This is a genomic window from Pseudoalteromonas sp. S1608 (assembly GCF_005887265.1).
Classification (GTDB): Bacteria; Pseudomonadota; Gammaproteobacteria; order Enterobacterales; family Alteromonadaceae; genus Pseudoalteromonas; species Pseudoalteromonas undina.
This window is the reverse complement of the sequence record NZ_PNDK01000017.1, coordinates 65,228-86,414: the sequence shown is the minus strand read 5'-3', so window position 1 is coordinate 86,414 and position 21,187 is coordinate 65,228. Positions and strand designations below refer to the sequence as shown.

General features: G+C 40.8%; 19 protein-coding genes. 9 read left to right on the top strand and 10 right to left on the bottom strand.

Translation table 11 applies throughout. The features are described from left to right. The first annotated feature begins 113 nt into the window (after positions 1-113). A complete protein-coding gene (gene sfsA, locus CWB75_RS08460) occupies positions 114-833 on the top strand; it encodes a DNA/RNA nuclease SfsA (protein WP_138570404.1) in 720 nt (239 codons plus the stop codon). Positions 834-869: 36 nt separating this feature from the next. Here sfsA and CWB75_RS08455 read toward each other — a convergent pair whose 3' ends face one another. After that, positions 870-3,419 carry a penicillin acylase family protein gene (locus tag CWB75_RS08455; protein WP_138570403.1) on the bottom strand — a complete coding sequence of 850 codons (2,550 nt, stop codon included), beginning with the start codon at positions 3,417-3,419 and terminating at the stop codon, positions 870-872. A 144-nt stretch (positions 3,420-3,563) separates the two neighbouring features. Here CWB75_RS08455 and CWB75_RS08450 point away from each other — a divergent pair, with 144 nt between their 5' ends. From CWB75_RS08450 to CWB75_RS08415, 8 genes are all read left to right on the top strand, one after another. Further along, positions 3,564-4,547: an AraC family transcriptional regulator gene (locus CWB75_RS08450; protein WP_138570402.1), complete on the top strand. Its 984-nt coding sequence runs from the start codon at positions 3,564-3,566 to the stop codon at positions 4,545-4,547. Positions 4,548-4,766: 219 nt separating this feature from the next. Then, positions 4,767-5,210 (top strand): RNA polymerase-binding protein DksA, encoded by a 444-nt coding sequence (dksA, locus tag CWB75_RS08445; protein WP_008111170.1) that lies wholly within the window; start codon positions 4,767-4,769, stop codon positions 5,208-5,210. A gap of 12 nt (positions 5,211-5,222) precedes the next feature. Continuing rightward, a complete protein-coding gene (gene gluQRS, locus CWB75_RS08440) occupies positions 5,223-6,119 on the top strand; it encodes a tRNA glutamyl-Q(34) synthetase GluQRS (RefSeq protein ID WP_138570401.1) in 897 nt (298 codons plus the stop codon). 305 nt (positions 6,120-6,424) lie between these two features. Continuing rightward, a complete protein-coding gene (pcnB, locus tag CWB75_RS08435; protein WP_138570400.1) occupies positions 6,425-7,723 on the top strand; it encodes a polynucleotide adenylyltransferase PcnB in 1,299 nt (432 codons plus the stop codon). A gap of 3 nt (positions 7,724-7,726) precedes the next feature. Next, positions 7,727-8,212, top strand: a complete 486-nt coding sequence (folK, locus tag CWB75_RS08430) for a 2-amino-4-hydroxy-6-hydroxymethyldihydropteridine diphosphokinase (RefSeq protein WP_109874184.1) — start codon at positions 7,727-7,729, stop codon at positions 8,210-8,212. A 30-nt stretch (positions 8,213-8,242) separates the two neighbouring features. Then, entirely contained in the window at positions 8,243-9,037 is a 795-nt protein-coding gene (gene panB, locus CWB75_RS08425; RefSeq protein WP_054201846.1) for a 3-methyl-2-oxobutanoate hydroxymethyltransferase, read from the top strand. Beyond that, positions 9,037-9,885, top strand: coding sequence for a pantoate--beta-alanine ligase (gene panC, locus CWB75_RS08420; protein ID WP_138570399.1), 849 nt, complete (start codon positions 9,037-9,039; stop codon positions 9,883-9,885). Before panB ends, panC begins: the two co-directional genes overlap by 1 nt. 30 nt (positions 9,886-9,915) lie before the next feature. Next, on the top strand, positions 9,916-10,158 hold the full coding sequence (locus CWB75_RS08415; RefSeq protein ID WP_055012978.1) for a hypothetical protein: 243 nt from the start codon (positions 9,916-9,918) through the stop codon (positions 10,156-10,158). 71 nt (positions 10,159-10,229) lie between these two features. On the opposite strand, the gene CWB75_RS08410 is transcribed toward CWB75_RS08415, so the two are convergent. The 9 genes from CWB75_RS08410 to CWB75_RS08370 all read right to left on the bottom strand — a co-directional run bounded on the left by CWB75_RS08410 (position 10,230) and on the right by CWB75_RS08370 (position 21,057). Then, entirely contained in the window at positions 10,230-11,198 is a 969-nt protein-coding gene (locus CWB75_RS08410) for a PstS family phosphate ABC transporter substrate-binding protein (RefSeq protein WP_010387635.1), read from the bottom strand. A gap of 79 nt (positions 11,199-11,277) precedes the next feature. Next, entirely contained in the window at positions 11,278-12,624 is a 1,347-nt protein-coding gene (gene phoR / locus CWB75_RS08405; protein ID WP_138570398.1) for a phosphate regulon sensor histidine kinase PhoR, read from the bottom strand. A gap of 77 nt (positions 12,625-12,701) precedes the next feature. Next, entirely contained in the window at positions 12,702-13,391 is a 690-nt protein-coding gene (gene phoB / locus CWB75_RS08400) for a phosphate regulon transcriptional regulator PhoB (protein WP_008111196.1), read from the bottom strand. Between the two features lie 628 nt (positions 13,392-14,019). After that, positions 14,020-15,084 (bottom strand): class II fructose-bisphosphate aldolase, encoded by a 1,065-nt coding sequence (gene fba, locus CWB75_RS08395; RefSeq protein WP_008111197.1) that lies wholly within the window; start codon positions 15,082-15,084, stop codon positions 14,020-14,022. Positions 15,085-15,295: 211 nt separating this feature from the next. Then, the gene (locus CWB75_RS08390; RefSeq protein WP_138570397.1) at positions 15,296-16,471 is read right to left on the bottom strand and encodes a phosphoglycerate kinase; all 1,176 of its coding nucleotides are present in this window, start codon (positions 16,469-16,471) and stop codon (positions 15,296-15,298) included. A gap of 49 nt (positions 16,472-16,520) precedes the next feature. Continuing rightward, on the bottom strand, positions 16,521-17,534 hold the full coding sequence (epd, locus tag CWB75_RS08385; RefSeq protein ID WP_010387623.1) for an erythrose-4-phosphate dehydrogenase: 1,014 nt from the start codon (positions 17,532-17,534) through the stop codon (positions 16,521-16,523). 174 nt (positions 17,535-17,708) lie between these two features. Continuing rightward, positions 17,709-18,449, bottom strand: coding sequence for an SIMPL domain-containing protein (locus CWB75_RS08380; RefSeq protein WP_138570396.1), 741 nt, complete (start codon positions 18,447-18,449; stop codon positions 17,709-17,711). A gap of 140 nt (positions 18,450-18,589) precedes the next feature. Continuing rightward, positions 18,590-19,213, bottom strand: a complete 624-nt coding sequence (locus CWB75_RS08375) for a 3'-5' exonuclease (RefSeq protein ID WP_054201852.1) — start codon at positions 19,211-19,213, stop codon at positions 18,590-18,592. 5 nt (positions 19,214-19,218) lie between these two features. Continuing rightward, positions 19,219-21,057 (bottom strand): DUF294 nucleotidyltransferase-like domain-containing protein, encoded by a 1,839-nt coding sequence (locus CWB75_RS08370; RefSeq protein WP_138570395.1) that lies wholly within the window; start codon positions 21,055-21,057, stop codon positions 19,219-19,221. Positions 21,058-21,187: the final 130 nt, after the last annotated feature.

Below are 21,187 nucleotides of genomic sequence, written 5' to 3'. Positions count from 1 at the left end.
TGAGTTTACTATAGCGCGCTTAAGTTCCCAACTGCTTGCGGTAAATAACCTCAAATAGCCCGTAAAGTCTTATTTTACTTAACCTGAACCCTGGTTATATAAGGAAGTCATTAATGAAGTACACCCCGCCATTACAATCTGCTACGTTATTAAAACGTTACAAACGCTTTTTAGCTGATTTAGAGCTCAGTGATGGCAGCACTTTTACCGCTCACTGTGCTAATACAGGTAAAATGACGGGCTGCGCCGATGCCGGTTTTAATGCCTTTTATTCCACCAGCAGTAACACCAAACGAAAGTACCCACAGTCATTAGAGCTGACGCAAAATAACTTATCACAACTTATTTGTGTAAATACAGCCGTTGCCAATAAAGTAGTAGAGGAGGCGATTAATGCTGAAGTAATTAAAGAGCTAACAGGCTATCAACAAGTCCAAAGTGAAGTGAAATATGGCAGTGAAAACAGCCGCATCGACTTTTTACTTACCCACAACAATAAAGCCAATTGCTATGTTGAAGTTAAATCAGTCACGCTGCTGAGTGAAGAGCATCCACAAAGCGGCCAAGGTTACTTCCCAGATGCGCAAACAGTTCGTGGGCAAAAGCATATTCGTGAATTAATCGAAATGGTAAAACAAGGGCATCGTGCGGTGTTACTATTTGCGGTGCTACATCAAGGGATCACACAAGTGAGTGCCGCGGCACATATAGATTCAACCTATGCACAATTACTTAGCGAAGCGATTGAGCAAGGTGTAGAAGTATTAGCTTATAAAGCCCGTATCTCTGCCAGTGAAGTAACTTTAGTTGAGAAAGTAGCATTTGTTGAGTAAAAAGCGCCAGCATCAACACTGGCGCTCAAAGTCTGCTTACTCTTTATTCATTGATAAATCCATTTCAGCAATTAAATTAAGGTTAATATCTTCATCTTTAAACAGAATGGGTCTCAATACAGGTGTATTTGAGTAAAAACGCGATTGATCATCAAAATGTTCAGAACTTGAATCAGAGCTTTGCGACATAGTTAACAGCCCTTTCGCTACAGGGCCATCATCGGTAAAGTTCATTACAAACATCCAGCTCGATCCGTAATTAACAGGGTAACCATTGACAGATAAATCAGAGCTTAGTGGTTTACCTGTTATTGCATCATTCAACGTTTGATGATCGATATACGGAATCACCGTAGAAAATGAGCGACTGCTACTGCGATCAAAGCGATATACATTAAAGCCGCCTTCCACACTCATTGGCCCACTCCAAGGTAATTGCTCGCCTGAGGCAATACCACCCGCTAGTGTTTTTTCAACAAATTGCAGATCACCTAAGGTGCTGTTTAATGCCACGCCATTAGTTTGCAAATTAAGTACGGCATGGGCTAAAGCGCTTAAGGCAGAGCCATCTGCACGCAATGTATTAGGTGTATTTGCAGGATTAGTTACATCAAAGTTAGCATATAAGTATTTATCGCCATCAAATAGATGGGCAAACTCTCTAATTAACGCAGCCCCTTGTGTATCAAGGTTCATAGCACCGTTCCAGCCCTCTAACACCGAACAAGCAGCTGTTAGGTCAACACTTGAGCCATTACTAAGGGTTACCGGTGTTGTGCCACGCGCTTTACATTGGGCGACTAAGTCATCAAACACCAATTCACCTAAATAAATACGATTACCAACCAGCGCATTTTCAAGCTCAACTAAGTCAAACTTGCTGTCTTCACCGCCTCCCTCTTTTATGAGCTTTAACCCCATGCGGGTGCGCAAAGATAATGGCTGATGAACATCACCATATTGGGCCGCAAAATCTACCAATGGCTGCTCTAAATTAGTAACCCAATAGCTGTCATTGGAGTTTTGCACGTAGTCAGTGCGAGTTAATTGTGGTGCTTGCTCAAAGGGTACAACACCTTGAGGTTCAAATAACTTTAAGTTGCCCGGTACTAAATCAAAGCCCGTCGACTTTCTAAGTGCCACCAATTCAGGTTGTAAACGAATCGCCTTATTAGCCGTATCACCTAGCTTTAATACTGTACTGTCATCAACAAAAAATACATTACCTTCTTTATCGCTGGCCATAGTGTTATTAAATGAGACGCCATCATATTTAGCAAACGAGGCTTTCATGTCATCTAAGCTCTGAGCTTGGTTTATAGCTGACCACTGGGCAACTACATCCATATTAAACTCATTGGCATCTTTGATAGTGAATGCTTGGCTGTCGTTCCAGCTCAAACCATTGGCAACAGGAGTCTCAATCATTAAACCATGGTGGCTATAGTAAAACGGTTTGCTAAGTGTGATTGTTGTTCCTGGTGCTACAGCTACATCAACACTAATTGTTTTTGAGGTGATCTCATAATCATCACCCTCTACGCTATAACCCATGCGGTCATTATCATTGAGTGCCAACTGATAAATTAAAAAATGGCGCGCAGTAGAAAAAGTATGGGTCCAAGCTATGTGCTCATTAAAGCCAATATTGATCACCCCAGGCATACCTTGTAAGCTGCCACCTATTACATTCATAGCATCAGGAATGGTTAGGTGCGATTGCCAGAACCGCAAATTGCCTTCATGTGGAAAATGAGGGTTTGCTAATAAGCCCCCTTTGCCATTGGCCATCATATCTTTACCAAGGCCCCAACCGTTCGAGCCTAAATGTTCAAACTTTTTCTCTAACTTAAACTGCTTTGCTCGCTGATTAATATTACTCACTAATGACGATACGCTACTCGGTGCACCCGTAGTTGGAGTAGGTAAATACTCATTGGAATCACCTGGGTTAGCTAAGAAAGCAAGCTCTAAAAAGTTCGCCGAACTTGCCAATTGCACTGTTGCCATAGAGTAAGCCAACATGTCTTCTGCGCTTAGACTGGTTACCCAAGGTGCACTGGCACATTCAGGCGCTAAGTTATCCACCCCAGTATCACTAACGTATTTATTAAAGCCTTGCACAAACCCTTCAAAGTGGGCTCGGCTGTTATCTTCTAATTGATTATAATTAGCTTGGGCATATTCATTGACTCCCAAGGCTTTATAACCAAAATCAGAAATTAAATGTATTGAATCGCCACTGCCTGAGACTTTATCTGGGCCGTAGTATTTAGAGCGTTCGCCGCGCACTTTAATAATTTGATCCATCAATAAACACGCATGATCTTTAGCATAGGCATAGCCACTACCAAACGCTAAGCTTTCTAAGTTATCAGCCGTAATGTGCGGCACACCAAAGGTGGTCCAACGGATATTCGCATCAAGTTTGCTATCATCATCAAAAGCAATTATTAGCGCGCTTGTTTCTGGAGCTGGATCAGGCACCACAGCAATCGGTGGCGCAACGTTATTATCATTGTCTTCGCTACAACCGATTAAAAGCAGGCTACTGGCGATACAAAGTGAAAGTAAATGGGGCTTCATTGTGATGTTCCTTGTCATTATTATTGTTTAACCTAACAACCATGCCGTAAATCCTTGTTAAAATCTTGACCTCAAACGCACAAAATTGACTTTGTGCGCCAGTTCAGGCAGCTTAAACTTTAACCGTGTAGAAAAGGATGGTGTATGTATTTTGTAAGTAGCCAAATTATTCGTTCTTTAACTAGTTATTTAGCTTCTCAAGGCCTGAATAAAGAACACTTACTTAATAATATTACTCATGGAGAGCTGCAACTTAATAATAGTCGTTATAAATACCCACTTAGTGATTACGAACAACTCATGGCTATGGGGGCAAAACAATTAAATAGGCAAACATTAGGGTTGCAGTTTGGGCAGGCACTGAATGCACAAAATTGGGGATTACTAGGACATATTGCTTTAGTAAGTGATTCTTTATTAAGTGCATTACAACATGCTTTAAAGTTACATACCTTAGTCAGAAACATTGGCAATATTACATTGAGCCATGATAAACAATGCAGCAGTCTTCAGTGGCACCCTAAAACGGCTGTCACACACTATATGGCAGATGAACTTTTTAGTAGTTGGCTCGCCTTTGCTAAACAATGCTGTGAGTGGCAAACTCCTCTTGCACTCAGTCATGTTAAGTTAATGCGCCCACAACCGCCTATCAATGAAGCTAAGCAATACCAATATGTATTTAACTGCCCAATTGAGTTTAATAGCACAACAAATAGCATGACCTTTGATAGCAGATTGCTACACTGCCCACTAAAAGGGGCTAATAACGAGCTGGAGATTCTATTAGCTGCACAGGTTATTAACTTTAACCATGAAGCCCAGTATATTAGCCAGCTCAAAGCACTAATAACCCAACACCTGCCAGAACGTTTAAGCGTTCAGCAAGCAGCACAGGAGCTAGCGTTATCAACTCGCAGCCTACAGCGCTACTTAAAACAACAACACACTAGCTACAGTAAAATTATTGACGAGATATGTAAGCAACAAGCACTTATATTACTAAAACAAGGACTCAGTTCGTTAAACATTTCTACTGCACTAGGTTTTTCTGAACAAAGCGCATTTCAGCGCGCATTTAAGCGTTGGTATTTCGCCACGCCCAAAAAATACTTAACCAAAAAGTAAAAATAAGTTGTTTTTATTGTTATTGCCCATATAACTACGCCAGTTTATAAACCAATACTGTGATAAAAAGTATATACAATACTTTTACTACTTTTATATCACCAAACAGGGTTAAGCTAATTCGATTATTTAAAAATAAATTTGCCTAGGGTATGAGTTTCTGTTATTTATACCGCCGGCTAATGCTGAGGCATTAAATTAAGGATTTAGGAGAGAGTTATGCCAGACCAAAAAAGACATGGTTTATTGGCTCAAGCCGGTTTAGAACCATACCAAGAAAAACCGGGTGAAGAGTACATGAATGATGCACAACGTGCTCATTTTAAAACAATTTTAGAAACTTGGCGTAATGATTTACGTAACGAAGTTGATCGTACCAAATCACACATGCAAGATGAAGCTGCTAACTTTCCTGATCCCGTTGACCGTGCAGCACAAGAAGAAGAGTTCTCATTAGAGCTTCGAACGCGTGACCGCGAGCGCAAATTAATTAAAAAAATTGAAAAAACAATTATATTAATTAAAGAAGACGAATTTGGCTTTTGTGAATCTTGTGGTATTGAAATTGGCATTCGCCGCTTAGAAGCGCGCCCTACTGCTGATTTATGTGTAGATTGTAAAACACTTGCTGAAATTAAAGAAAAGCAATCTGGACGCGGCTAATTAATTATAGCCATGTCTTCTACAGCCGTTACTGCGCAAGTATCTAACTATCGCGGCCGATTTGCACCGTCTCCTTCAGGACCGTTACATTTTGGCTCACTTGTGGCGGCTGTAGGTAGCTACCTTGATGCAAAAGCTAACCAAGGAAAGTGGTTAGTTCGCATTGAAGATATAGACACCACTCGCGTTGTAAAAGGCGCCGCCACCGATATCCTAAATACCTTAGAAGCCTACAACCTCAATTGGGATGAAAACGTTGTGTACCAAACACAGCGTCTTACTATTTATCAAGATGCCGTTCACTCTCTGTCACAACAACAGCTTGTTTATGCCTGCCAATGCTCTCGTAAGCAAATAAAAGCCCTCGGCGGTATTTATCAAGGGCAATGTAAACACAGCCAACTAAGTGAGCAAGGTCATGCCCTACGTTTAACTCAATGCCATGCAACCGTTGATTATAAAGACCTTATTCAAGGGCATATTGACGTGGACCCAGCACTCGCTCATGAAGATTACATAATAAAACGCAGCGATGGTTTATTTGCCTATCAACTGGTGGTGGTGGTTGATGACATTGAGCAAGGGATCAACCGAATTGTACGAGGCGCTGATTTAATTGAACCGACTGCGCGTCAAATTAGTTTATTTAAACAACTAAATTGCGCTATTCCGGAATTTGCTCATTTGCCTTTGGCAGTAGCAAAACCAGGGTTTAAACTGTCTAAGCAAAATTACGCCCCTGCAATTTGCAAACAAAATCCAAAACCAACTTTAATAGCTGTATTTAAATTTTTAGGCTTGCCAGTACATGAGCAACTAATGGATTTAACCTGCGAACAATTACTCGCCTGGGGCGTGGCGCATTTTAACTTAAGCCTTGTTCCTGCTAAGCGCGAAATACAGATTTAACCTCCCTTTACGTATTACGTGGAATTAATTCAAATAAAATCGTTAAAAATGGCTTAATTTCAGCGCTGCAACTTAATTTTTTTACCTTGCTGGTATATGATAGCCGCCTAAATATATGCTAATTACATTAAATGGTAAGAATGACGCTTTAAGTGAATACTTGCTGTGATTTTGATTGCAATGGCGAGCCAATCAACCGCTTCTCTAGGAGACAGACTATTATTTCCAAGCTTTTTCAATTTTGTCGACAAATTATCGGCCCAAGTGCCAATAACGAAAATGTCGCAATCAGCAGTGAGCCGTTAGTGATCCCTAGAGGTGAGCATGGTATTTCTCGCAAACAATTTAGCCCAAATGCAATCAAAGTACTCTACCGCCTAAAAGATGGTGGCTATGATGCTTACTTAGTTGGTGGTTGCATTCGCGATGTATTGTTAGGTCAACAACCTAAAGATTTTGATGTTGTAACCAATGCCACTCCTGAGCAAGTAAAAAAACTGTTTCGTAACTGTCGCTTAATTGGTCGTCGCTTTCGTTTAGCGCACATTGTTTTTGGCCGTGAGATTATTGAAGTGGCTACAATGCGCGGCCATCACGAAGCACAAGAAGATAAAAATCAAATTAGTCAGTCAAGTGAGCACGGGCAACTTCTTCGCGATAACGTATTTGGCAGTATTGAAGAAGATGCAGAACGTCGTGATTTTTCAATCAACGCTTTGTACTACTCAATTAATGATTTTTGTGTTTACGATTACGCAAATGGCTTAGCCGCTATCAAAGCAAAAAAAATTGAGTTAATTGGCGATCCTGAAACACGCTACCGTGAAGATCCGGTACGTATGCTCCGCGCAGTGCGCTTTGCCACTAAGTTAGATATGCAAATAGCACCAGCAAGCGAAAAACCGATTACCGAATTAGCGAGCTTGCTTGATAATATTCCGCCAGCGCGTTTATTTGAAGAAATACTCAAGCTATTTTTAAACGGCAAAGCACAGCAAAACTTTATAATGCTGCGTCAGTACGGTTTATTTAAATCGTTATTTCCTGAGCTAGACCGTATTTTAGATAAAAAACCAGGCGGACTTGAAGAAACCTTCATAAAGCAGATGTTTGCAAACACCGACATACGTATTAATGCAGATAAGAAAGTAACTCCTGCATTCGTATTTGCAGCATTATTGTGGTTCCCACTGATTGAACGAACTGAAAAAATTCGACGTCAAGAGCAACTTTCAGAATACGATGCATTTGCTCAGGCAATTAATAAAGTACTGAGTGAGAATGCTCAACATATTGCCGTACCAAAACGCTTTACTTTAGGTGCTCGTGATATTTGGCATATTCAACAACGCTTAGATAAACGTGCTGGCCAACGTGCCTATCGTTTAACACAGCAGCCGCGCTTTAAAGCCGCTTATGATTTTTTACTATTGCGTGTTGATGCTGGTGAAACTGAGCATACAGAGCTGGCACAGTGGTGGACACAGTACTTAGGCCAAGATATTAATGGCCAAAAAGAAATGGTGCGAGAGCTTGGTCATCAAGGCGGTCCAAAGCCACGTAAGCGACCTCGCCGTCGTACCACAAAAAAACCTACTGAGTAAATAATGCAACGTGTCTATTTGGGGTTAGGTGCAAACCTTAACAGCCCTATAAAACAACTTGATAACGCTGTTATTGCACTTAAAAGCTTGCCAAGCAGCGAGTTTATAGCCTGCTCGCATTATTATGCGAGCAAGCCTATGGGACCACAAGATCAACCCGATTATGTGAATGCTGTCGCCTGTATTAACACTTCACTTGAGCCAGAGCAACTGCTTGATTTAACCCAAGCCATTGAGCTGGAACATGGGCGAGTTAGAAAGGCCGAGCGCTGGGGCGCACGCACATTGGATATTGATATTTTATTATTTGGTGAACACATTTTAAATACCGAACGTTTAACCGTACCTCATTACGGATTAACTGAGCGAGAATTTGTTGTTTACCCACTGCAAGAAATTGCACCGGAACTGATTTTACCTAGCGGCGCATCTATCCAACAGATAGCAAATACCCTACCGCTTAACGACTTACAACAATTACCACGGTAATTAATTAAGGCCATTGTCTGCGAGAATATTATGTCTAAAATAACCGTTTCAACTTTGAATAAAATGAAGGCTGAAAGTAATAAGATCACTGCGTTAACAGCATACGATGCTAGTTTTGCTAAGTTATTTCATGATAACGGCGTTGATGTTGTTTTAGTTGGTGATTCTTTGGGTATGGTATTACAAGGTGGCGACGACACCTTAGCGGTTACAAACCAAGAAATTGCCTACCATACTCGCTGTGTGCGAGCGGGAAGCCGTGACTTATTTGTTATAGCTGACTTACCGTTTATGACCTACGCAAACCCAAGCGACGCATGTAAAAATGCTGCAGAGCTGATGCGTGCTGGTGCTAATATGGTCAAACTTGAAGGCGGTGAATGGCTGTACGACAGTATTAAATCGCTAACCCAACAAGGTATCCCGGTATGTGGCCATTTGGGGCTTACACCGCAATCAGTGCATGTATTCGGTGGTTTTAAAATCCAAGGCCGTGAAGAAGCTCAAGCACAAAAAATTATTGCCGATGCAAAAGCATTAGAAGCGGCAGGCGCACAACTACTGGTGCTTGAATGTATTCCAAGTGCCTTAGCAAAACGCGTTACAGAGTCATTGAGCATCCCTACAATCGGGATTGGTGCAGGTAATGTAACCGATGGCCAAATTTTGGTTATGCATGACTTGGTGGGCATTTCTGCAGGTTATATTCCTAAATTTTCAAAAAACTTTTTGCTTGAAACAGGCAATATGCCTGCTGCTGTTAAAAAGTATTGTAACGATGTCAAAAGCGGCGTATTCCCAAGCGCTGAACACGAGTTTAAATAATGCAGTCAATCACTGAAATTAAATCATTACGCAGTCAAGTTAAAGCTTGGCGCCAGGCCGGTTTAAGCGTCGCGCTCGTGCCTACTATGGGTAACCTACACCGTGGTCATTTTTCACTGGTAGAAAAAGCAAAAACACTGGCCGACAAAGTGGTCGTGAGTATTTTTGTTAACCCAATGCAATTTGGCGCTAACGAAGATTTAGACAGCTATCCGCGTACTCTAGATGCTGATAAACAAGGGTTAGCCGATCTTGAAACAGATATTTTGTTTATCCCCAGTGTAGAAACTATTTATCCTAATGGTTTAGGCGTGCAAAGCTTTGTTGATGTACCTGGTATTTCAATGGGGTATTGTGGCGGTTCACGCCCAGGTCACTTTAAAGGCGTAGCAACTGTTGTTACTAAGCTATTTAATTTAGTACAACCTGATTACGCTTGCTTTGGTGAAAAAGACTTTCAGCAGCTACAAGTTGTTAAAACTATGGCCACTGATTTATCGATACCAGTAGAAATTATTGGTGTACCCACCATGCGTGAAGTTAGCGGCCTTGCCATGAGCTCTCGTAATGGGTATTTATCAACTGAGGAAAGACAAACCGCTCCTGTTTTATTTAACACCTTAAAACACTGTGCGCAGCAACTAAAAAACGGTAATAAAGACTTTGCCACACTGGAAAGTGAAGCGAAGAGCGCATTAGAAGACGCAGGCCTAAAACCAGATTATTTTTCGATAGCTCAACGAGATACATTAAAAGCTGCTACACTCGAAGATACACGATTTGTAATTTTAGCTGCCGCCTTTTTAGGTAGTGTTAGATTAATCGACAATATTCAGGTTGAAGTTTAATACTGGTGTGGCCTCATTTTAAGGATAAGCATGAAAACTTTTATTAAAACTAGCCTCGTGGCTTTTTCGTTTGCAGTTCTTGCTGGCTGCCAGAGCCAGGCGGGTAATCCAGCACTTAATCAATGTGCTCAACAAAGTTATCAATGTGAAACCAGCTGTGAGCAGCAAACAACCACCGATAGTCTTAAATCGCAGGTTTGCTCATCAAAATGTATTGAGGCTTACAATCAATGCAAAGTGCAAGCTGAAAACTTAGGTAAAGCAACGAACTAAATAATTTTAAGTAAAACAAAAAAAACCGCTCATTGAGCGGTTTTTTATTATTTACTTTGGTTGCTAGCTGCTTATTTCAAACCTAACTTTTTAAGCTCTAATTCAACTAACTTTGCAGAAAGTGGCACATAACCATCTTTTTCTACAATTTTTTGACCGTCTTGAGAAAGTACCATCTTTAAAAACTCAGCTTCAACTGGGCCAAGTGGCTTATTTGGGTGTTTGTTTACATAAACATATAAGAAACGTGACAGTGGGTATTTACCTTGTGCTACGTTTTCAAGCGTGGCATCAACAAAGTTAGTGCCTTTTTTAGATAACGGAACAGTACGCACACCCGATGTTTTATAACCAATGCCAGAGTAACCAATCGCATTTAATGACGCTGAAATTGACTGTACAACAGAAGCCGAGCCCGGTTGCTCGTTCACGTTATTACGGAAATCACCTTTACATAACGCTTTCTTTTTAAAGTAACCGTAAGTACCTGATACTGAATTACGTCCGTATAATTGCACGTCTTTTGCAGCCCAATCACCTTCTAGACCAACATCACTCCAGCGATTTACTTGCTCTGATGCACCACATTTACGGGTTGATGAGAAAATAGCATCGATTTGGTCAATGCGTAGTCCTTCGATTGGGTTATCTTTGTGTACAAATACTGCCAACGCATCAATTGCTACTCGCACTTGTGTTGGTTTGTAGCCATGACGCTTTTCAAATGCTTCAATTTCTTTTGACTTCATTGCACGGCTCATTGGACCTAAGTTAGCCGTACCTTCTGTTAGTGCTGGTGGCGCAGTAGACGAACCTGCCGCTTGAATTTGAATATTTACATTTGGATAAATGCGCTTATATTCTTCAGCCCAAAAGGTCATCATGTTGGCTAATGTGTCAGACCCTACCGATGAAAAGTTACCTGATACACCGCTAATTTTTTGATACTCAGGAATACCGTCTTCTAATGCAACCGCTTGTGCAGATACAAATGTTGTAACAGCCACACCCATTGCGGCAACTAAGTTTTTAAATTTCATTTTGGGGTTCTCCAGTTTGTTCGTCCCATTTCCTAACTGCGGTTCACTCTAAAGTGAGTACATGACAATGGTGTGACTCTTAAATGACACTTTTATGACTGCTTGTGTTGCTTGTTACTAATGGCGAAATAACGATAAGTCTATCGCTTGAAAACGCGAAAGAAAAACAAGAACCTTTACCCAGCTCGCTGTGAATTTTTAATTGACTACCATGGCGAGTAAGCACATGCTTGGTAATAGCTAAACCTAAGCCTGAGCCACCTGTGGTGCGGCTTCTGGCTTTATCTACTCGATAAAAACGCTCAGTTAACCGGTTAATATGCTCAGGTGCAATACCATCACCATTATCGGTAACACTAAAACATGCTTGTTCATTGTTGCGCTGCCAAAGTACCTCAATTTTACCGCCTGGTTTAGTATAATGAATGGCATTAAATACTAAATTTGAAAAGGCACTTCTAAGTTCATCCTCAGCTCCGGTAATATCAAGCGATGCATCAATCTTAAAAATAAGTTGATGGCCTTTGTCTTGATTAATAGATTGCGCTTCTGTTTCAATTAAGTTTAATAATCGTGGCACATTCACCGCTTTGTCATTACTGTGTCGCTTTCCCCCTTCGATGCGCGATAACGACAACAGCTGATTCACTAAGCTATCCATACGCTTACATTGCTCTAGCATAGTAGTTTGTGCTTTATTCCACATTGCAGGCGGGGGAAGTGAATCACAATCAAGCATTTCAAGGTAGCCGGTAACAACAGTTAAAGGGGTTCTAAGCTCATGAGAGACGTTTGCTACAAAGTCTTTACGCATCTGCTCAAGTTGCTTTAAGCGAGTAACATCGCGTACCACTACCAACAACTGTGTATTGGCATAAGGCATCACCCTAAACTCAAGAACTTGCTCAACACTGTGGCCACTTTCAAGCTCCAGAGCATCGCTAAACTCTTTACGACGCATATATTTAGCAAATTTAGGATCGCGAATTAAGTTATCTAAACGCTGACCATGATCAACCGGCCACTGTAACCCTAGCACTTTGAGTGCAAGCTGATTACACCACACAATTGATAAATCGTTTTGTAGCACAACAACGGCATCGGGCACGGCCTCAGCGCCGTCGCGAAAACGCCGTATTAGCTCTGCCAACTCATTACGCTTCTTACGATTACGGTGCTGCAGCTGGTAAATACCCTCAAATACTTGCTCCCACGACCCTTCCCCTTCAGGCGGGTTAAAGCTGCGTTGATTATGCAGCCAGTCACTTAAGCGATAAAGCTGATGGTAATGCCACAAAAGTAGCGAAAAAGCGCCCAAAAACAACATCAAAAATGGGGCACCAATAAGCACCCCAATTAAAAGCAAAGGTATAAAATAGACAAACAGCCGTTTAGTTAACGCCTGCTTGTTAATAACTCGATACATACACGCTCTTTACCTTATAAACGCTAGCAGATGGTTTGACTATGCTAGGTTAATAGATTGTGACTTACGAAGTAAACTTATAATTTACTCGAAAAGCGATAACCAGCACCGCGAACTGTTTGTACTAAGCGGTCATGCCCAAGCGTAGCAATTGCCTTACGCAAGCGACGAATATGAACATCTACAGTTCTGTCTTCAACATAAACGTTAGTACCCCATACATGATCAAGTAATTGCTCTCGGCTATATACACGCTCAGGGTGGGTCATAAAAAAGTGTAACAGTCTAAACTCCGTTGGCCCCATATCTAGCTCACTGCCACCTGATGTCACACGATGCGAAATAGGATCTAAACGTAAACCATGTACTTCAATGGCCTCTTCAAGTGAGGTAGGAGCAACACGACGAATAACCGCTTTAATACGCGCCATTAACTCTTTAGGTGAAAACGGTTTTGTAACGTAATCATCAGCACCGACTTCTAAACCGCGTATTTTATCTTCTTCTTCGCCGCGGGCTGTCAGCATAATGATAGGAATTTGGCGTGTGTGTTCATTTTGTTTGAATTTTTTAGCGATTTGAATTCCACTACCGCCAGGTAGCATCCAATCGAGTAACACCATATCTGGATAAGGTTCAACCATTGCTGATATTGCAGAATCATAATCTTCTGCCTCAATGGCTTGAAACCCATTTTGTTCTAAAACAAAAACCAACATTTCCCTGATAGGTGCTTCGTCATCAACGACTAATACTTTACGTGACATTCCAATTTATCTCTTAGGCTATTGAGTAGGTTTCATTATTATGACTAAGTATGACATTTTTATTAAAGTGTAACGTCTAAATTAAAATGAGTGTAAAAAAAACACAAAATAGTGACAAAAAATAGAATTTGTCATATTTTTGTCATCTTGAGCAGTAATAAAAAAGCGGTTTGCAGTAAAAAGAATCAATCATTAAAGTCACTATTTATGGTATCAACATGGGATCATCAAATTACTAACTAGCATCAATTTTCACGCTTAATAATAAAAGTTAGTACCTGCTTAACAGTGTTTAGATCAGGTTTATTATGATCTTAAATGCTGGGATCAGAGTTTTATCAAGCAGATCCCTTTACGGATCACTATTTTACCCACCAACAAAGCTAAACCAATGAATTTTTGTATGTTTTGTGCTCACTCTTTATAATGCGTAACACTCAAAAGTTTAAAATACGTCACTTTAAGCCTTTTACTTAGTAAAGTAATGATCCCAGATATGACAAGTTAGTAATCGAGTGATCCCTAATTAATAACTAGGTAAAATACTGATCCCTCATAGATCAAAAAAGCCAGCGCAAACGCAACTGGCTTTTTGAATGAGTGCAATAATATCGCTATTATTGGTCCATTACTTTATTTTTGGGTTTAGCTCACCGCTTAAGTATTTAAGGTGCATTTCATCTAATGAAATTGGCTTAATTTTACTTGCTTGACCCGCCGTACCAAACGCTTCGTAACGAGCGATACAAATATCAGTCATTGCTTGGGTTGCAGCAGCTAAAAACTTACGTGGGTCGAAGTTAGACGGGTTCATCGCTAAATGACGACGAATCGCACCGGTAGACGCTAAACGTAAGTCAGTATCAATGTTTACCTTACGCACACCATATTTAATACCTTCAACGATTTGCTCAACTGGCACGCCGTAAGTTTCTGGAATTTCGCCACCGTATTGGTTGATCACTTCTAACCACTCTTGTGGAACAGAAGACGAACCATGCATTACTAAGTGGGTATTTGGTATACGCGCGTGAATTTCTTTAATACGATCAATTGCTAAAATGTCATCGGTTGGCGGACGAGTAAATTTGTAGGCACCGTGTGATGTACCACAGGCAATAGCCAGCGCATCAACATGGGTTTTATTTACAAAGTCTGCCGCTTCTTCTGGATTTGTTAGCATTTGCTCAGTGGTAAGTTTACCCTCAGCGCCAACACCATCTTCTTCACCCGCTTCACCAGTTTCAAGTGAACCTAATACACCTAGCTCACCCTCTACAGATACGCCACACGCATGCGCCATTTCAACTGTTTTGCGTGTTACATCAACGTTATAATCGTAGCTTGAAGGTGTTTTACCATCGCTCATTAATGAGCCATCCATCATTACTGATGAAAAACCTAGCTGAATTGAACGCTGACATACACCCGGTGATGTACCATGATCCTGATGCATAACCACAGGAATATGTGGCCATTCTTCAACTGCCGCTAAAATCATATGACGAATAAAAGGTGCACCGGCATACGCACGTGCGCCCGCAGAACCTTGTACAATAACTGGGCTGTTTGTTTTATCAGCCGCTTCCATAATTGCACGCATTTGCTCTTGGTTATTTACATTAAACGCGGGTACACCGTAACCATGCTCTGCGGCATGATCAAGAAGTTGTCGCATACTGATTAAAGCCATTGGGTATTCTCCAATTTATCGGTAGTTATTTTACTACCTAGTTTGAACGGATTTGTTAGTTTGGCGCAATCACTGCGCCATGAATTAAAAGGTATATGACCTAAAATTCATATTATTAACGACTAAATAAAAGTGAGAGGTATTTACTCGTTAATTGTAGCAGATGTGGGGTTAGCACATCTGCTTTACGGCTAGCTAATACCCTAAGGTATTATTTAGCGCGTGATTCTAGCATTGCAACTGCAGGTAGTTTTTTGCCTTCTAAAAACTCTAAGAACGCACCACCACCAGTAGAAATATACGATACTTTATCACTAATGCCATACTTATCAATTGCCGCTAGGGTGTCACCACCACCAGCAATAGAAAATGCGTTTGAATCAGCAATCGCTTTTGCAATAGCGCGAGTGCCATTACCGAATTGATCAAACTCAAACACACCCACTGGGCCATTCCATACAACAGTGCCCGCATTAGCAATAATTTTTGCAAGTTGATTTGCGGTATCAGGGCCAATATCAAAAATCATATCGTCGCTGGTGACTTCACTTACATCTTTAAGTGTGGCTACAGCTGACTCTGAAAACTCATTACCCACAACAACATCTGTCGGTACCGGTATTTCGCCATCGTTGGCTTTCGCTGCAGCGCATAAACGATTTGCTTCATCCATTAAATCAGCCTCATAAAGTGACTTACCTACAGGATGACCAGCAGCTGCAATAAAGGTATTGGCAATACCACCGCCGGTAACAAGCTGATCGACAATTTTAGATAACGAATCAAGTACGGTTAATTTAGTTGATACTTTAGAACCACCCACAATCGCCACCAACGGACGGGCTGGGTTATCAAGTGCTTTGCCTAAGGCGTCTAGTTCAGCCGATAATAATGGGCCGGCACACGCTACATCAGCAAACAGACCCACACCATGGGTTGACGCTTGTGCGCGATGCGCAGTACCAAAGGCATCCATTACGTAAACATCACATAATGCAGCGAGTTGCTTTGATAAGGCTTCGTCGTCTTTTTTCTCGCCTTTGTTAAAACGTACGTTTTCAAAAACAACTACTTCATTATCTGCAACATCAACGCCGTTTAAGTAATCTTTTTCTAGGCGAACAGTTTGCTCAAGTGCATCATTTAAGTAATCAACAACGGGTGCTAATGAAAATTCGTCTTCGTATTGCCCTTCCGTAGGACGGCCTAGGTGTGACATAACCATCACTTTTGCACCTTTTTCTAGCGCAAGTTTGATGGTAGGTAGTGCAGCACGAATACGTGCGTCTGACGTCACTTTACCTGCTTTAACGGGTACATTTAAATCTTCACGAATTAATACACGCTTGCCGTTTAAATCTAAATCTGCCATTTTTATGACCGACATGAACATCTCCTTAGTTAACGATACTAAACCAATAAATACGTTTTAAATATTACTTAAATGCCATCATAGCACGAGCGGTATCAAGCATGCGATTCGCAAACCCCCACTCATTATCACACCAAACTAGTAATTTTATCAGCCGTTTATGACTAACACGTGTCTGTGTGCCATCTATAATACAAGAATGGGGATCGTGGTTAAAATCAACCGATACCAGCGGCTCTTCGGTGTAACTTAAAATACCCTCAAGCCTATCTTTAGCTTGTGCTTTAAGCGCACTATTAACCGCACTTAAATCTACATCGGTATTTACCGTGACACTTAAATCCATGGCGGTCACATTAATAGTCGGTACACGAACGGCAATGGCCTCAAAGCGGCCTTTAAATTTAGGTAAAATACGGTCGATACCACGGGCTAATTTTGTGTCTACCGGAATAATAGATTGGCTGGCGGCACGAGTTCGGCGTAAATCATGGTGATACGCATCAATCACTTGCTGATCGTTCATTGACGCATGAATAGTTGTAATAGCGCCAGACTCAATACCAAAGGCATCATCGAGTACTTTAATAACAGGAACAACGCAGTTGGTGGTACACGAACCATTAGAGACAATAGTATGCTCGTTTTTCAGCTCATCGTCGTTTATGCCATACACTATGGTGGCATCTACATCATTATCAGCAGGATGGGAAAACAACACTTTTTTAGCACCTGCGGCAATATGTAACTGTGCATGCTCACGTGAGTGATACACGCCAGTACATTCAAGCACCACGTCAACATCTAGCGTTTGCCACGGTAATTCAACTGGATTTTCTTCACAAAATAACGCAATGGTGTCATCAGCAACGCTGATAGTGTCTTCACCTAGTTTAACTGGAAAAGTAAAACGACCATGAGAGGTGTCGTATTTTAATAAATGGGCAATAGCTTCAGGGTCGGCTAGTTCGTTAATTGCAACAATTTTGATCTCGTCGCTTAAGCCTGATTCGTATAGTGCACGGACAATATTTCGACCAATACGACCAAAACCATTAATTGCAAGTTTGATTGCCATGAAATATAAAATCCACTCTAGTTACGTACAGAGAAAGGCAGCGTCGCCTTTTAGATGGCGGTATTGTAATCGACCTTGCCTGTGATTATAAGAGCCAAGCATTAGAAACTTTAAATTAACGCCATAATCAACACGCAATGCGCTTTTACTTTTAACTCGGCTTTGCGATATTTGCTATTTTAGTTTTAAATCAAACACCACGTTTATTGATGCTTTAACGCTTATTCTTGCACCTAAATATTGCTGCTGCGTAAATGGGTTCTCGTTATTTCTAGCAGCCATGCTATTTCTGTGGCTAGATAAAACAATGTGCTTAACACCGCTCGCGTCGTAATCTGAGCTACTGGAATTTGCACTAATACTATAAACGTTGCCAAGTTCAGCACCAAACGACTGAGCGAGCTTATTTCCCTTCGCTTTTGCGTTATCAATTGCTAGTTGTGTTGCCTCTGCCTCTAACTGCGTGGCCTTGGAGGATAAACCATTAATTTTTTTGATATTGTCTATTTGTAAGCGTTGAGCAAAATCAATAAATTCATCGACTTTTTTAATATCTTTCAATGTGACTTTAACTATTTTCAGAGCTAAATAATTATCGCTTAAAGCAATCCCTGATTCTGTACTAACCTTAGTGTATACCTTGCTTTTTAAACCCGATATATGAACATCGCCTTGGCCAAAATCATATTTATCTAATTCTTCAAGTAACACGCTAACTCGGCCATCAAGGTCACGTTTAGCTTCAAGTAATGTATCTTCAATGCTTTTTACTTCAAATATAATTTGAGCCATATCTGGCTCAACTAATACCTCAGCTGTGCCATGTACAGAAATATGACGATTAGTTGGCACGCTTGAATTAGCAAAAGTAATAAGAGGGCATAAGGTAATAAAAATAGCGGTGATAAGTTTCATATTCGTTCCTTGAATTTTTAATAAAATACGCGTTCCCATAATTATACAAACAAGAATAAAAGTAAACTGCATGCAATTAAGCTCAGTGCATACTTTATAGTTGGGTTTCTTATAGTTGGGTTTCGCTGTCCTTAACCAACCTACGTTAGATCCCCTACTTTAAGTTCTTTACCGGCGCCTATTTGATGGCATTGGGCTAATAACAATTCAGCAGTGGCTTGTGCATCGGTAAGCGCATGATGGCAATGATAGCTTGGTAAATCGTAGCGATTACGGCATTCATTTAAGGTTAAATCATCTAATTTTATATCGCTTGCGTGTTGCAGTAAGCGCTTTTTTTCTATTTGTAAGGTATCGATGATCAGCTTAGGCCGCTGGGTGATCCCTGCATTTTTTAGTGCTAACTTTAAAAAGCCCCAGTCGAGCATGGCATTATGAAATACTAAAATGCAGTCACTAAAGTGAGCGCTTAAAGACATTAAAATACTCTGTAGGCTTTGCCCTTGTGCCACCGAGTCAGTACTAATGCCGTGAAAAACAGGGCTTTGCTCTAGACTTTTAACCTCTTTATTAACGATATGCTGCGATTGACTGTTTTTGATACATTGATTCTCAATCAGTACCCAAGCAACCGAGACAATTTCATGTTGTTTAGGATCAAGCCCTGTTAATTCCAAATCAATCACTAAATAACGTTGCTTTAAAGCACTTTGCGCAAGCAAATGACGACGCTTTAAGTATCGCGTAATAAGCAGCTTAACCATTATTGTTACAAACTCCCACGCGCAAATTTAAACGCCGCGCCTTGCTGCGCTTGTTTTACTAGGTAAAACGCTTCTTTAAGCTGATGACGTTCTAACGAATTGAGTTTGTCTGGGTTAATGCAATTACTAGGTAACCCTTCTTCATTTATTTGCGTGCGCAGCCGAAGCTGAGTTAAAAATCGCCAACAATCTTTTAAATTATAAATATCTTCTTTGCTTAATAGTGAATACTTTAATAAAGCATCCAACCTCTCTTGGGTGTTAGCACGGCGAATGCCTACTTTTAATGCATAAAGTCGCGCTAGATCGTTAATGATCACCACCCCGCGCTTTTTAAGATCGATGTACTTATGGTGTTGCTCTGTTTTTTCGGTTTTAAAGTTATTGAATAAACCAATCGGCGCACTGTTAGCGTTAACATCGCTGGCCATTGCCGCATAAAAAAGATCGTTGCGAGAAATATGGGTCAACTCTTCACAAAACTGGCTATAAAGCGTAGTTGAGCCTTCAATAAAGCGCAGATCAAAAAAGATTTTACAGTTGAGCATTGCCTGAGGTGTGGGACTGGTGATCCACTTTAAAAACTTCGCCCGCCAATCACTAACACTCATTCGACATGCATCACTGCTGGCCATAATGTTACCAGGGCAACGACGAATGCCGCACTCAACTAAGTTTTCACAAACAAATTCGCCCATCTGTTTAAAATATGCGTGCTGCTCATCGTTTAGACCATCAGGTAATAACAAGCCATTATCTTGATCTGAATGCAGTGTTTGCTCTTCGCGCGCTTGAGAGCCAAAACAAATAAAACTAAAACTGGTTGGCGCCGCGCCATGGTGTTGTTGAAATAAAAAAATTAGCCGCGAGGTCAACGCATCGGTTAAACCACTGAGTAACTTTCCGATCAGCGAAATATCATCAATATTATTTGAAAAACCTTTTAATAACTCAGGAATTTCTTTCGCGTAACGTTTTAAATCAGCCACATTATGGGCCTTGTAAATACGACCAATTAGCTGCACTGGGTCGCTTTTTTGTTGGCGTAGTAAGTCTGTACTGGTGATCATTCCTAGCGGTTTATGATTTTCGTCAAGCACAGGTAAATGATGAATATTATGCTTAAGCATTAAGTGCAGCGCTGAAAATACGCGGTTATTTTCAAATATAAACTTAGGCTTATTGGTCATAATACTATTGATAGCTTGCGCGGGATCCACTTCATCAGCAAGCACTCGGTTACGTAAATCCCGATCTGTAACTACCCCAACAAGATGCGAATTTTCGGTGATCATCATTGATGAAATCCTATGCTCTTGCATTTTTTTAGCACTATGACGGATGCTGGCATCGGGAGGCAGCGTAATCGCTTTGCGAGTCATGATCTCTGATATTTTACGCTCAGACCAGCTGTCGTTATTACTTTTATAATGTGATGACAGCAATCGATTAGCATGAGCACGAACAAAGTATTGCTCGAATGCTTTATATTCTCGACGTAAGTAATCAAAATCCGTTTGGTCGAGCATATAGACAATGCCCTCTTTTTGTACTTCTAAACTGTTTTGTATTGAATCTCCCGTCAGTAACGAGGGATAACCAAAGTAATCACCTTGAGTTAAACGCGTTACCGTATCGCCTTGAGCATCCACTAAATCGTATAACCCGGAACGAATTAAAAATAATTTAGGCTGTTCACTGTTAAGCCATTGCGTTTGGTTTTCTCGGGTCAAATAAATACTATCGAGATGGTTAACAAAATAACTGCAGGCGCTATCCTGTAACATTGAAAATGGTGCTTGTTTGTTAATAAACTGCGCGACTTCCTGTTGCTCACTACTCATAAATCATCCTCAATAAAAAAGCGACTTAACCTGAAATATGGTTATTTAATATAGCGATTATTTAATGTAGTCATTATTTAAACAAATAAAAAGCCCGACTTAAGTCGGGCTTTGATGGGTTATATCATTA

What these genes read in the sequence shown, in the direction of transcription:
- sfsA (WP_138570404.1), top strand. Translation starts at nt 114, where the DNA reads ATGAAGTACACCCCGCCATTACAATCTGCTACGTTATTAAAACGTTAC.
- CWB75_RS08455 (WP_138570403.1), bottom strand. Translation starts at nt 3,419, where the DNA reads ATGAAGCCCCATTTACTTTCACTTTGTATCGCCAGTAGCCTGCTTTTA.
- CWB75_RS08450 (WP_138570402.1), top strand. Translation starts at nt 3,564, where the DNA reads ATGTATTTTGTAAGTAGCCAAATTATTCGTTCTTTAACTAGTTATTTA.
- dksA (WP_008111170.1), top strand. Translation starts at nt 4,767, where the DNA reads ATGCCAGACCAAAAAAGACATGGTTTATTGGCTCAAGCCGGTTTAGAA.
- gluQRS (WP_138570401.1), top strand. Translation starts at nt 5,223, where the DNA reads ATGTCTTCTACAGCCGTTACTGCGCAAGTATCTAACTATCGCGGCCGA.
- folK (WP_109874184.1), top strand. Translation starts at nt 7,727, where the DNA reads ATGCAACGTGTCTATTTGGGGTTAGGTGCAAACCTTAACAGCCCTATA.
- panB (WP_054201846.1), top strand. Translation starts at nt 8,243, where the DNA reads ATGTCTAAAATAACCGTTTCAACTTTGAATAAAATGAAGGCTGAAAGT.
- panC (WP_138570399.1), top strand. Translation starts at nt 9,037, where the DNA reads ATGCAGTCAATCACTGAAATTAAATCATTACGCAGTCAAGTTAAAGCT.
- CWB75_RS08415 (WP_055012978.1), top strand. Translation starts at nt 9,916, where the DNA reads ATGAAAACTTTTATTAAAACTAGCCTCGTGGCTTTTTCGTTTGCAGTT.
- CWB75_RS08410 (WP_010387635.1), bottom strand. Translation starts at nt 11,198, where the DNA reads ATGAAATTTAAAAACTTAGTTGCCGCAATGGGTGTGGCTGTTACAACA.
- phoR (WP_138570398.1), bottom strand. Translation starts at nt 12,624, where the DNA reads ATGTATCGAGTTATTAACAAGCAGGCGTTAACTAAACGGCTGTTTGTC.
- phoB (WP_008111196.1), bottom strand. Translation starts at nt 13,391, where the DNA reads ATGTCACGTAAAGTATTAGTCGTTGATGACGAAGCACCTATCAGGGAA.
- fba (WP_008111197.1), bottom strand. Translation starts at nt 15,084, where the DNA reads ATGGCTTTAATCAGTATGCGACAACTTCTTGATCATGCCGCAGAGCAT.
- CWB75_RS08390 (WP_138570397.1), bottom strand. Translation starts at nt 16,471, where the DNA reads ATGTCGGTCATAAAAATGGCAGATTTAGATTTAAACGGCAAGCGTGTA.
- epd (WP_010387623.1), bottom strand. Translation starts at nt 17,534, where the DNA reads ATGGCAATCAAACTTGCAATTAATGGTTTTGGTCGTATTGGTCGAAAT.
- CWB75_RS08380 (WP_138570396.1), bottom strand. Translation starts at nt 18,449, where the DNA reads ATGAAACTTATCACCGCTATTTTTATTACCTTATGCCCTCTTATTACT.
- CWB75_RS08375 (WP_054201852.1), bottom strand. Translation starts at nt 19,213, where the DNA reads ATGGTTAAGCTGCTTATTACGCGATACTTAAAGCGTCGTCATTTGCTT.
- CWB75_RS08370 (WP_138570395.1), bottom strand. Translation starts at nt 21,057, where the DNA reads ATGAGTAGTGAGCAACAGGAAGTCGCGCAGTTTATTAACAAACAAGCA.